This window comes from Sphingosinicella sp. SM1-17, from assembly GCF_056821765.1.
Genome location: NZ_JBPDIO010000001.1, coordinates 3158156 through 3169969, shown reverse-complemented (window position 1 = coordinate 3169969; position 11814 = coordinate 3158156). Strand labels below are relative to the sequence as shown.

Below are 11814 nucleotides of genomic sequence, written 5' to 3'. Positions count from 1 at the left end.
TTGCCGCGGATTAGACTTGCCGGTCCCTGGTGAGCAGGTCGAGGCAGGCCATCCGGATGGCTACCCCGAACTCGACCTGCTCCCGAATGACTGACCGCTCCGGGTCGTCGGCGACTTCGCCGTCAATCTCGATGCCGCGATTCATCGGGCCGGGGTGCATCACGATTGCGTGCGGCGCCGCGAGCCTGAGCCGCTCTCGAGTCAATCCGAAGCGCGCGTGGAAGTCACCCAGCGACCCGGAAACGGCCTCCTCCATCCGTTCACGCTGGATCCGCAGCATCATCACCACGTCGACGCCGGCAATGCCTTCTTCGATGTCGCCAAAGCCTTCCACGCCTTCGGGCAGCTGATCGGGCATCAGCAGGTCCGGCGCGACGACCCGGAGTCGCGCTCCCAGAAGCGGCAGGGATCGCATGTTCGAATTGGCCACCCGACTGTGGCGTATGTCGCCGCAAATGGCGACCGTCAGGCCTTCAAGCTGTCCGAATCGGCGGCGGATGGTGAGCGCATCAAGCAGGGCCTGGGTTGGATGCTCGCCCCGGCCGTCGCCCGCATTGATGACCGGACAGTCCATCACCTCCGCGACTTCGGCCGCAGCACCGTCGGCATCGTGGCGGATGACGAGAATGTCCGGCCGCATCGCATTGAGGGTAAGGGCCGTATCGATAAGGCTTTCGCCCTTGCGGACGCTCGAAGCGGCCGGATGGAAATTGGCGACCTGAGCGCCAAGCCTCTTGCCGGCAATCTCGAAGGAGAAGAGCGTACGGGTGGAATTTTCGAAGAAGGCGTTGATCTGCGTCAGGCCGCGGAGCCGGTCGTCGGCCTTGCGGACGCCGCGATTGAAGCTGGCCCAGCCTTCCGCTTCCTCGAGGATCCGTTCGATAGTGGAAGCGGAAAGCCCTTCAATCCCGAGCAGGTGACGGTGCGGAAAGGCGGCAGTCGGCATCGAGGCCGCGCTTTAGGGTTCAAAGCCGCAGCCGACAATGGTCTCCAACGCCGCCGAAGGGATACCCCCGTCCTTCAGCGCCTGCCTATCGTGAACCGACCCCGCCCGGTCAACGCGCCCGCAGGTGCTGGTCGAGAAACCGGAGATAGGCTTCCGACGCATTGATCCGGTTCTCCTTGCGGAGGAAGCCGTGGCCTTCGTCCGGAAACAGGAGATATTCCACGGGCACGTTGTTGCGGCGAACCGCGGCAACGAGCTCGTCGCTTTCCACCTGGAGCACCCGCGGATCGTTGGCACCCTGGACGACCAGCATCGGCCGGCGAATGTTGGCGGCGTGGAACAGCGGCGAAATCCGCCGGTGCCGCTCGGCATCCGTAGTCGGGTCGCCCATCTCGTCATACAGCGCCGTTCGCTGAGCGCCCCACCAGGCGGGGATCGACTCGAGGGTGCGCACCCAGTTGGTCACCCCGAAGATGTTGATTCCGGCGTCGAACACTTCGGGATGGAAGGCGAGTGCCGCGGCCGTCATGTAGCCGCCATAGGATCCGCCCATCACCGCTACCCGATCGCTTATCCAGTCCATGTTGGAAAGCCAGGTGCGTGCCGCGATGACGTCGCGAAGGTCGGCATCGCCGTGACGCCGGTCGTCGAGATGGAAAAAGGTCTTGCCGTATCCCGAGGAGCCGCGATTGTTGATCGCATAAACGGCATAGCCGTTGTTCACGAGGTGCTGGATTGCCGCCGAATAGCCGCGCCGGCTCTGACCGCCCGGCCCGCCATGAACCCACACGACAACTGGAACCGGGTTCGAGGCGCTCGCCTCGCGCGGGCGATAAAGGATCCCTGGAACCTCCAGACCATCGTAGGAGCGGAACCGGGTGATCTGTCCCTCGACCAGCTGGCGCTCGTCGATCGCCGGATTGAGCGCGCGCGTGAGCCTCCTTGCCTGGCCGCTGGAAAGGTCGGCGACGAAGATGTCGGCCGGCGAGGTGTCCGAGGCGACGGTGAAGGCGATGGCCGACTCGTCCCGATTGAATCGGACTCCGCCAAGGTCGCCCTCCGGCACGCCCCGCAGCGCCACCGGGCGGCCGGTGCGGGTGTCGGTAATGGTCAGCCGAGTGGACGCGTCCTCATTGACGGCATGCACTCGATAGCGGCCCGACGGCGAGAAGGAGACGAACATCACGTCCCAATCCGCCTGGATCAGCGGCCTCTTCTCGCCACTGGCAAGGTCGTAGCTCCAGGCCTGGTTGAACTCGCCATGCTCGTTGGTGGAGTAGATCAGAGTCCGTCCGTCGGGGGTGAAGTCATAGGCGCCATATTCGACATTGCCTTCGTGCTGGCTTATCAAACGGGGTTCGCCACCGGACTCGGTATCGGCGATGTAGAGATCGGAATTGGCGCTTGAATGCGCCTTTACCAGGGCGACATAGCGGCCGTCGCGCGAGACTGCGGCGGGCATGAAGCCCTCGTTCTGAAGGATCAGCCGACGCCCATAGCCGTCCGCGTCATAGGCATAGATGTCGAACATCTGCGGGTTGCGCTCGTTGGTCGCAACGAAGAAGCGGCGGCCATCGCCGCTCCAGCCGAGGAACATCGCCTTCAGCCGTTCGCCCGGGGTGAGATCGCGAACCGATCCGTCCCGCTCTCGCACGTAGAGGTGGTTGAGCTCGTTGCCGCCGCGATCGTAGGTGAAGAGAATTCGGTCGTCGTTCGGGAAGAAGCTGGCGGCGAAATTGGCATTGTCCGTCGAGCTTGTGACCGGCACCGGCTCCCCGCCGGCAATCGGCAGAAGTTGCACGTTGAAGACGCCGCTTCGATCGTTGGCGATGAGGAGATTGCGCCCGTCGGCGGAGAAAGCGTGGCCGGCCGGCGATGCCATCGAAAAGCTCGTGGTCTCGAAGAATTGTTGCGCTGAATAGCGCACAGGTTCGGCTGTCCGTTCGGGGGAGGGCGGTTGTGCGGCCTGGGCGGCGCTGAACGTACCGATCGTCATGGAGCTTGTGGCAAGTAGGGCAGCGGCGATGCTCAGGCGCATGGATGTCTCTCCGAATGTGTGTTACTGGACTAATACGGGAAGGTCCCGCTGTCTAGGCCCGAGTTGAACCTGCGGAAGTGAGCGCGTCGATCGCTCCCTGGAGGATGTAGGCCGCCGCCATCTTGTCCACGAGTTCGGCGCGCCGGGCGCGGCTGGCATCGGCTTCGATCAGGGTTCGGGTCACGGCCTGGGTGGACCAGCGCTCGTCCCAGAGCAGGATCGGCAGGCCAAGCGGTTCGAGATTTCGGGCGAAGGCGCGCACGGATTGGGTTCGGGGGCTGTCACTTCCATCCAGGTTGAGCGGAAGCCCGATAACGATCCCACGGACCATCTGGGCGACGACCGGGCGTCGCAAGGCTTCCAGGTCCTTCGCGAACTTGGTTCGCCGGATCAGCTCGGCAGGAGTCGCTATCGTCCATTGTGCATCGCAAAGTGCCGTCCCGATGGTCCTCGTGCCGACATCGAGGCCGATCAGTCGACCGCCGTTCGGAAGCAATTCGCGGAAATCGGCGGCGGTGCCGGCGATCATCGGCTGAGGAAGCTTTCGAGCCGCCGCTCGGCATCGGCCCGGACATTCGCCCAGAACAAGGCATAATCGTAGACGTGAAGATTGTTGCCGGGCAGCGTGTAGGGCCCCATTTCTGGAAGTGAGTCATTGTCGCCGATCAGTAGAAAACCCCGGACGTCGCAACGTGCCGGAACGGCGTGGAGTCGGAACTCCGCGTCGGTGAAGTCTTCGTTCGGGATCAGGGTGCCGCGATTTGCTGAGCTCGCCGCCTCGCCGCCGCGAGCGCCGGTGAGCGGGTTGGTGCAGAGCATCGCCGAGCCCGCGCGCGGGACGCCGCCGGGCCCGATCGACTGGTCGTAGACGTCGGTGACCTGCTTCGGGTCGGCCGGTTCTGCAAAGCTCTGCCAGGACAGGATGCAGCCGGTCTGGTCCGGCCGCTCGCACGGGACGAGGGGAAGTGCCGGCAGGTCGGCCGTTTCCGAGATCGGCCAACCGACCACGTAGGCGGCCAGGATCCGGTCGACTTCGGGTGCACCTCGGACCCGCTCGTGGAGCAGCCGCATCAGGTGAAAGCTTCCCTGGCTGTGGGCGGCGAGGATGATCGGTCGATCCGCCGGAGCCTGGCGAAGGAACTCCTCATAGGCGGCGAGTATGTCGCGATAGGCGAAGGCGAGGGCTCGCTGGGCATCCTGCTCCGTGGTAAGGAAGGCGCCGAATGCCGCCTGACGATATTTGGGCGCCCAGATCTCCCCGACCGAGTTGAACGCGCTCGCCTGGCTGCGGACGAACAATCGCGCCCGCCATTGAGACTCCTCGTCATCGAGAGGTGCGTTCCAGGCAGAGCTTTCGAGGAATGAGGTCGGATGAATGAAGAAGACCGAAGCGCGCGGCTCGCGCGTTGGCTGGAACCCGCGCGGAGTCCAGAGCGCCGGATTGTCCCTGATATCGGGCCGGGCGATCCAAAGCTCCGGTTCGGCATAGCTCGAGCCTTCGGGCATCGGCACTTCCGCGAACTCTACCTTCGGCACCATCACCCACCGCATCAGATCCTGCTCGAACAGGCGGTAGGCGACGGCGCCAGCCATGAAGAGAACGGTCAGGCCTGCAATCACCCAAAGGAAGCGGACCGCCGGATGTGATCTTTTCTTCGACACGCCGGCCCTTGAGCGCAAGCGGCGTTCGCTTGCAAGCCCGTGACCTGCAATGCTAGCGGCGCCCCCGAGGGATCGCTTGCGATCCCGTCTCCAGTGGGATCAAGAATGTCCGTCGACAGTGCCACCGTTCGCCACATCGCCAAACTCGCCCGCATCGCCGTGAGCGAGGAGGAGGTCGCCTCGCTGGCGCCCGAATTGTCCAACATTCTCGGCTGGATCGAACAGCTTCAGGAAGTGGACGTGTCGGGAATCCAGCCGATGACCGCCGTGATTCCCAACAAGCTTCGACTTCGCGACGACGTCGTCACCGAAGGCGGGATTGGCGACGAGGTGCTGAAGAATGCGCCGGTCGCCGAACATGGTTTCTTCGCCGTTCCGAAGGTCATCGAATGAGCCGGCTCAACGATCTCGGGGTCGCGGCAATCCGTGACGGCATTCGCAATGGCGACTTCTCGGCCCGGGAAGTTGCGGAAGCTTGCATCGCCGCGGTGGAAAAGGCGAAGAGCCTGAACGCCTTCATCGTCGAGACGCCGGAGCATGCCCTCGCTGCCGCGGACTGTGCGGATGAGGCGCGCCGACGGGACGAGCTCAAGCCGCTGTCGGGCGTTCCGCTCGGGATCAAGGACCTGTTCGCTACCCGCGACGTGCAGACGACCGCCGGAAGCCGCATCCTGGACGGATTCACGCCGGTTTATGAAAGCACCGTCAGTGCCCGGCTCTTTGCGGCCGGCGCCGGCATGCTCGGCAAGCTCAACATGGACGAGTTCGCCATGGGGTCGTCCAACGAGACGAGCGGCTACGGGCCGGTCATCTCCCCCTGGCGGCGGAGCGATGGCGGCAACGCGCCGCTCGCGCCGGGCGGCAGCTCGGGCGGATCTTCGGCGGCGGTGGCCGCCCGGATCTGCCCCGGCGCGACCGGCACCGATACGGGCGGCTCCATCCGCCAGCCGGCCGCTTTCACCGGCATCGCCGGCATCAAGCCGACTTATGGCCGCTGTTCGCGTTGGGGAATCGTCGCCTTTGCTTCCAGCCTCGACCAGGCTGGGCCGATGGCGCGCGATGTCCGCGACTGTGCGATCCTGCTCGAGGCGATGAGCGGGTTCGATCCCAAGGATGCCACTTCGCTCGACCTTCCCGTCCCGCGATGGGAGGCGGGATTGGATCCGGACCTGAAGGGAAAGCGGGTCGGCATCCCTCGCGAATATCGAATCGACGGCGTTCCAGCCGAGATCGACGCTGTCTGGCAGCGGGGCATCGACTGGCTTCGCGACGCCGGCGCGGAGATCGTGGAGGTCTCGCTTCCGCATACCAAATATGCGTTGCCGACCTACTATATCATCGCTCCGGCCGAAGCTTCGTCGAACCTCGCCCGCTATGACGGAGTCCGCTATGGTGCCCGGGTTCAGCCTGACCAGGGCGGCCTCACCGAAATGTACGAACAGACCCGCGCCGCCGGCTTTGGCGCGGAGGTGAAGCGCCGGATCATGATCGGCACCTATGTGCTGAGCGCCGGCTTCTACGACGCCTATTTCAACCAGGCTCAGAAAGTGCGCGCGCTGATTGCGCGCGATTTCGAACAGGTTTGGCAGGAGGTCGACCTTCTCCTCACTCCGACCGCGCCCTCGGCCGCCTTTGCGCTTGGCGAGAAGAGCGCCGATCCAATCGCCATGTATCTCAACGACGTCTTTGCCGTCCCGGCCAGCCTTGCCGGTCTTCCGGCCATGTCCGTTCCGGCCGGTCTGGATGGCCTGGGCCTGCCGCTCGGACTCCAGATCGTCGGCAAGGCGCTCGACGAGCAGAACGTGCTGAACGCCGGGCTGGCGATCGAGCAGCGCGCCGGCTTCACCCATCGGCCGGAGGCCTGGTGGTAGTGCTGGAAGAGAGCGCCTATGACAAGCGCGACTTCACGCTTGGGCTCGCGGGTTTCCTGGCCGGAGTTCACGCGCTTCGGATATTGGCCGAAAAGGGCGTCGCGAGTGCTGACGACATGGAAGTGTCGCTGGAGGGAATCCGCCGTACGCTTGGCACCATGCCGGTCGGCCTGATCCCACAGGAGCAGATGGACGGGATCGAGCAGATGCTCGTCCGGATCCACGCCGCGGCCGTCGAAGCGGAAAAGAAATGACCGAAGCAGAATCCACTTACCGAATCCGCGGCGCTACCGGCGACTGGGAGGTCGTGATCGGCCTCGAAGTTCATGCCCAGGTGGTGAGCCAGGCGAAGCTGTTCTCCGGAGCATCGACGGAGTTTGGTGCGGAACCCAACAGCCAGGTCTCGCTGATCGATGCGGCCATGCCCGGCATGCTGCCCGTGCCCAACATGGAATGTGTGCGCCAGGCGGTCCGCACCGGAATGGCGCTCAACGCAAAGATCAACCCCTGGTCGCGCTTCGATCGGAAGAACTATTTCTATCCGGATCTGCCGCAGGGCTATCAGATCAGCCAGCTCTATCATCCGATCGTCGGCGAGGGTGTCGTCGAGATCGAGACCGGCGACGGCCTCACCAAAAAGGTCGGAATCGAGCGGATTCATATCGAGCAGGATGCCGGCAAGATGCTGCACGATCAGCATCCAAGCTTTTCCTATGTCGATCTCAATCGCTCGGGCGTGGCGCTGATGGAGATCGTTTCGAAGCCCGACATGCGTTCGCCCGAAGAGGCCGGTGCCTATGTCCGCAAGCTTCGGGCGATCCTTCGCTATGTCGGAAGCTGCGACGGCAACATGGAACAGGGCAGCATGCGCGCCGACGTCAACGTCTCGGTGCGCCGCCCGGGCGAAGCTTTCGGGACCCGCTGCGAGATCAAGAACGTCAATTCGGTCCGCTTCGTCATGGCAGCGATCGAATATGAGGCGAATCGGCAGGTCGACATACTGGAGAGCGGTGGGACGATCGTCCAGGAGACGCGCCTGTTCGATCCGGACAAAGGCGAGACTCGGTCGCTTCGCTCCAAGGAGGAAGCCCACGATTACCGCTACTTCCCCGATCCGGACCTGTTGCCGCTCGAGCTTGGCGACGACTTTCTGCGCGATTGCCGGGAGTCCTTGCCCGAGCTGCCGGACGCCAAGCGCCGCCGCTACGAGGAGGTGCTGGGCCTGCCGCATTACAACGCCAGCGTGCTCACCGCCGAAGTCGAAACGGCGCGGTGGTTCGAAGCCCTCCTTGCCGAGCTGGGCGACGAACATGGGCAGCGCGCAAGCAACTGGGTCATCTCTGACCTGTTTGGCGCTCTGAACCGGCTTGGGCTCGGAATCGAGCAGAGCCCGGTGACTCCTGCCCAGGGGGCCGAGCTCCTCAGGCTGGTAGCCGACGGCACCCTCTCCGGAACTCTGGCCAAGCAGGTCTTCGAGATCATGCTCGAAACGCGCGAGGATCCTTCGGCCATTGTCGAAGCGCGGGGGCTCAAGCAGACTTCGGACACCGGAGCGATCGAAAAGGTCATCGCCGATGTGCTCGCGGCCCATCAAGACAAGGTCGCCGAATATCGATCCGGCAAGGACAAACTGTTCGGCTTCTTTGTCGGTCAGACGATGAAGGCGATGCAGGGCAAGGCCAATCCGCAGGTCGTCAACGAGCTGCTCAAGAAGGCATTGTCGGGCTAATCGAAACCGGTCGCTCCACCTGAGCGAACGGACTGCGGCCCAGCCAGGAATCCATCTTGCTGGCGAGGTCGGGTTCGCCAGTGAGGATCAGCCGACCCTCCTCGATCGCCGACCGCAGCCTGTCGTGCCCCATCCAGATGGCCGTCATGGTTCGAAGATCGCTTCCGACGTAAAGATCGACGTCGAAGCCCGGATCGACCGAGCAGAGGTCGACGGGCGCGTCCGGCTCGACGATCAGCCACCAGCAGCGCCGGCCTGTCGGCTGATCGGGGAAACGGAACTGGATCACGCTGCGCCGCGGCGGCATCGGAGTCGTGACCAGGTTTCGCCGCATGTCCCACATCAGCAGCTGAGCATCGAGATTCTGCAGAGAGACCTCACTCTTCACCCAGCGCTGGCCCCAGCGTCCGAACCGGTCGACCAGCGGCTCGAGCTCCAGTCCGGCCTCCGTCAGCCTGTATTCGAGTATCGTTGGATCCGAAGGGCAGGGGACCCGCTCCACCACGCCGATCGACTCCAACTCCCGCAATCGCTGGGCAAGCAGGGCTGGCGACATTCGCGGCACTCCGCGGCGCAGGTCGTTGAAGCGGGTCGACCCGGCGATCAGCTCGCGAAGAAGCACGACGGTCCAGCGCGTGCAGAGAACTTCCGCGGCCATCGCCACAGGACAGAATTGCCGGTAGCTCCGCTCCGCCATCTCGCTCTCCCGGTGGCGGCGGCTGCAGTTCAGTTCCTGTACCGGGTCGATTCAGTTGCTGAACTAGCTGTCACCGCAGCGTCTTGTCATCGTTCCCGCAACGTCGGATCATCGGATCCGGCCACCGGGAGACGATAGCATGATACTGGCCGCTACACTGGAAAATTCGCACAGCTCGCCCGCTTGGCTGCATCGCGTCGAGCGACTGACGAAACATATCGGAGCGCGTGCGGCGATGCACGATTCCGAGGACAGCTTCGTTCACGAAACCTATCATGGACTGAAGCAGGAAGGGCTGTTCAAGGCGCTCGTCCCTGAAGAATTGGGCGGAGGCGGAGCCAGCGTCGCCGATATCGGCCAGGTAATCCGCCGGCTGGGCAATGTCTGCGGGTCCAGCGCGCTCGCTTATGCCATGCATTGCCATCTTGTCGCCGTCGCCGCGTGGCGCTGGCGCCATCAGAAAGCGCCGACGGAAGGCCTCCTTAGGCGAGTCGCCGGCGAAGATCTGGTGCTTGTTTCAAGCGGCGGTTCGGATTGGCTGCCGAGCGGCGGCACCGCCACCAGGGTGGAGGGCGGTTACAAGGTGACCGCGAGAAAGCCCTTTTCGAGCGGTAGCCCGGCGGGGGACCTGCTGGTCACGAGCGCCGTGTACGATGACCCGGGTTCCGGACCGACGGTGCTGCACTTTGCCGTGCCGCTGAACGCTCCCGGCGTTCGAGTTCTCGACACCTGGCACAGCCTTGGAATGCGCGGGACGGGCTCCAACGATGTCGAGCTCTGCGACGTTTTCGTCCCCGACGCTGCCATTGCCGGCAGTCGCCCGACAGGCAAATGGCACATGCTGTTCCATATCATCAGCATGATAGCCTTTCCGCTGATCTATTCGGCCTATGTCGGCGTGGCCGAGGCGGCTCGGACGAGGGCGCTGGAGCTGGCCCGCAAGCGAGCCCAGGATCCCCATCTGCCGCTTCTGGTCGGAGAGATGGAAAATGCCTTCGCCACGGCAGAGATGGCCCTCGAGCGGATGATCCGACTCGCCGAATCGGCCTCCCCCGGCCCCGAAACCACCAAACAGTCGATGACGGCGCGGACGCTGGCCGGGGGCGCGGCGATCGAAACCGTCGAGAAAGCGATGGAAGTGGTGGGCGGAGCGTCCTTCTATCGCTCGGCGGGGATCGAGCGGGCCTTCCGTGATGTCCAGGGTGCCCGCTTCCATCCGCTTCAGGAGAAGCCGCAGCTGCTCTATTCTGGTCGGCTTGCACTGGGTCTCGACGTGGATGGCTGAACGGTCCCGAGACCAAGCCAGGTTGCCATCAGTCGGATCTCCTCGTCGAGCCGATGAAGGGTTTCCGGCGGCGAATCGGGTTCAAGCGTGACCTGGCGCACGAGGAGACAGGAGCGGCTTCGATCGGCTTTCAGGTCGACTCGGGCGACCAGCCTTTCGTCGAGCAGGAATGGCAGCACATAATAGCCGTGCTCGCGCTTTTCGGCCGGAGTGTAGATCTCGATCCGATAGCGGAAATTGAACAGCCGCTCGGTTCGGCTCCGCTCCCATATCAGAGGATCGAATGGCGCAAGCAGCGCCTGGCCTCGCACTCGGCGGGGTCGGCGCGCGTCGCGGTGGATGAAATAGGGGAGCGGCGAATCGCCGACACGGGCGGGAACGAGCAGGCCCTCTGCGACCAGGGCCTCGACGGCCCGGCGAGCGGGCTCGGGTTTCAGCCGGAAATAGTCGCGCAACTCGCTGATCGTCGCGATACCCAGGGCTCTCGCCGAACGCTCCACCAGCAGCCGCTGCGCTTCCGCTTCGGAAGGCGTCGGAAGAGCGAGGATGCCCGGCGGGATGACTCGTTCGGTAAGGTCGTAGACCCGTTCGAAGCTGCCTCGGCGCGAGTGAGTCGTCACGTGGCCGGCCCAGAGCAGCCATTCCAGCGCGCGCTTCGATTCGCCCCATTGCCACCAGCCGCCGCGGCTCCGGCCGGTGTCGAAGTCGGAAGCGGCGAGGGGCCCTTCGGCTCGGATCCTTGCCAGCACCGACTCGGCTTGCTGCCGCCGCTCCCGGGCGAAAGCGCGCAGGCTGTTCCAGCCGATCTCGCCGCGATCGGCGCCGGCCATCCGCCAGCGGAGCAGCGGATGCAGCTCGAGCGGCAGGAGCGAGGCTTCGTGAGCCCAATATTCGAACAGGCGTCGATCCGACTTGCGGCCCCAGGCCGACCGGTCGAGAAAGGTCCGATCATAGACTCCAAGCCGCGAAAAGGCCGGCAGATAGTGCGCGCGCGTAATCGCGTTCACGCTGTCGATTTGATGGAGCGACAGTCGGTCGATGGTTCGACGCAGATGGCCCTGGTCGACCCGTCCGGGTCGGGTTGTGCCAAATCCCTGCGCCGCCAGCACGATCCGCCGGGCTGCGGCCGGCGTTACCCGTTCAGGCAAGATCCCCTATTTCCCGCGCGGTCCCGGCTTCCCGCCCGGCCGACCGCCCTTGCGTGGCGGCCTTGGTCCGTCGCGGCGTTCCCCGCGCGGACCTCCCGGCCTCGGCCCGCGGCCCTGCGGAGGGGCGTCGCGTCGGATAGGGTTGCGCGGGGGCGCGGCCTGGCCACTCGAAACGGAGTAGCCCTCCTTCAGGAGTCGGGTGAAGGCGGCGCGGACGCTCGCCGTAATCGACGCCTGAAGTTCCGGCGGCAAATCGGCAAAGGTTGTGTTGGCGTGGATGGCATTAAGGTCGCGCAGCAGATTGTTCGGCAGCCCCTTCGATGCCGTCTTCAGCGCGCCAAGCGAGTCAATGACGGCGGAGTAGATGATCTCCTGCATCACGTCGGTTGCCGATTTGGTCATCACGCCTCCCTAGCGCAGACGAACGGCATTGTCGCG

Annotated in this window: 12 protein-coding genes; 5 read left to right on the top strand and 7 right to left on the bottom strand. The window is 64.6% G+C overall.

All coding sequences use genetic code 11. The features are described from left to right. Nucleotides 1-10: 10 nt before the first annotated feature. The 4 genes from ACRYLT_RS15980 to ACRYLT_RS15965 form a co-directional block, all read right to left on the bottom strand. Nucleotides 11-946, bottom strand: coding sequence for an aspartate carbamoyltransferase catalytic subunit (locus tag ACRYLT_RS15980; RefSeq protein ID WP_482665070.1), 936 nt, complete (start codon nucleotides 944-946; stop codon nucleotides 11-13). A gap of 109 nt (nucleotides 947-1055) precedes the next feature. After that, the gene (locus tag ACRYLT_RS15975) at nucleotides 1056-2984 is read right to left on the bottom strand and encodes a S9 family peptidase (protein ID WP_482665069.1); all 1929 of its coding nucleotides are present in this window, start codon (nucleotides 2982-2984) and stop codon (nucleotides 1056-1058) included. Between the two features lie 52 nt (nucleotides 2985-3036). Then, nucleotides 3037-3513, bottom strand: coding sequence for a Holliday junction resolvase RuvX (gene ruvX, locus ACRYLT_RS15970; protein ID WP_482665068.1), 477 nt, complete (start codon nucleotides 3511-3513; stop codon nucleotides 3037-3039). After that, entirely contained in the window at nucleotides 3510-4646 is a 1137-nt protein-coding gene (locus tag ACRYLT_RS15965) for a DUF3089 domain-containing protein (RefSeq protein ID WP_482665067.1), read from the bottom strand. The genes ruvX and ACRYLT_RS15965 overlap by 4 nt, the downstream gene beginning before the upstream one ends. Before the next feature lie 105 nt (nucleotides 4647-4751). Here ACRYLT_RS15965 and gatC point away from each other — a divergent pair, with 105 nt between their 5' ends. From gatC to gatB, 4 genes are read left to right on the top strand one after another with little or no spacing between them, the layout of a single operon-like run. Beyond that, nucleotides 4752-5039, top strand: coding sequence for an Asp-tRNA(Asn)/Glu-tRNA(Gln) amidotransferase subunit GatC (gene gatC / locus ACRYLT_RS15960; RefSeq protein WP_482665066.1), 288 nt, complete (start codon nucleotides 4752-4754; stop codon nucleotides 5037-5039). Then, complete coding sequence (gene gatA / locus ACRYLT_RS15955) at nucleotides 5036-6517, top strand: Asp-tRNA(Asn)/Glu-tRNA(Gln) amidotransferase subunit GatA (protein ID WP_482665065.1); 1482 nt, start codon at nucleotides 5036-5038, stop codon at nucleotides 6515-6517. Before gatC ends, gatA begins: the two co-directional genes overlap by 4 nt. Then, nucleotides 6511-6771, top strand: a complete 261-nt coding sequence (locus ACRYLT_RS15950) for a hypothetical protein (RefSeq protein ID WP_482665064.1) — start codon at nucleotides 6511-6513, stop codon at nucleotides 6769-6771. Before gatA ends, ACRYLT_RS15950 begins: the two co-directional genes overlap by 7 nt. Beyond that, nucleotides 6768-8246: an Asp-tRNA(Asn)/Glu-tRNA(Gln) amidotransferase subunit GatB gene (gatB, locus tag ACRYLT_RS15945; RefSeq protein WP_482665063.1), complete on the top strand. Its 1479-nt coding sequence runs from the start codon at nucleotides 6768-6770 to the stop codon at nucleotides 8244-8246. The genes ACRYLT_RS15950 and gatB overlap by 4 nt, the downstream gene beginning before the upstream one ends. Here the strand turns inward: gatB and ACRYLT_RS15940 are convergent. Next, a complete protein-coding gene (locus ACRYLT_RS15940; protein ID WP_482665062.1) occupies nucleotides 8224-8943 on the bottom strand; it encodes a winged helix-turn-helix transcriptional regulator in 720 nt (239 codons plus the stop codon). The genes gatB and ACRYLT_RS15940 overlap by 23 nt on opposite strands. A gap of 139 nt (nucleotides 8944-9082) precedes the next feature. Between ACRYLT_RS15940 and ACRYLT_RS15935 the strand changes: the two genes are divergently transcribed. Continuing rightward, nucleotides 9083-10228: an acyl-CoA dehydrogenase family protein gene (locus ACRYLT_RS15935; RefSeq protein ID WP_482665061.1), complete on the top strand. Its 1146-nt coding sequence runs from the start codon at nucleotides 9083-9085 to the stop codon at nucleotides 10226-10228. Here the strand turns inward: ACRYLT_RS15935 and ACRYLT_RS15930 are convergent. Together ACRYLT_RS15930 and ACRYLT_RS15925 are read right to left on the bottom strand one after the other, a co-directional pair. Then, entirely contained in the window at nucleotides 10186-11376 is a 1191-nt protein-coding gene (locus tag ACRYLT_RS15930; protein ID WP_482665060.1) for a winged helix-turn-helix domain-containing protein, read from the bottom strand. The genes ACRYLT_RS15935 and ACRYLT_RS15930 overlap by 43 nt on opposite strands. 6 nt (nucleotides 11377-11382) lie before the next feature. Then, nucleotides 11383-11778: a hypothetical protein gene (locus tag ACRYLT_RS15925; RefSeq protein WP_482665059.1), complete on the bottom strand. Its 396-nt coding sequence runs from the start codon at nucleotides 11776-11778 to the stop codon at nucleotides 11383-11385. Between the last annotated feature and the right edge of the window lie 36 nt (nucleotides 11779-11814).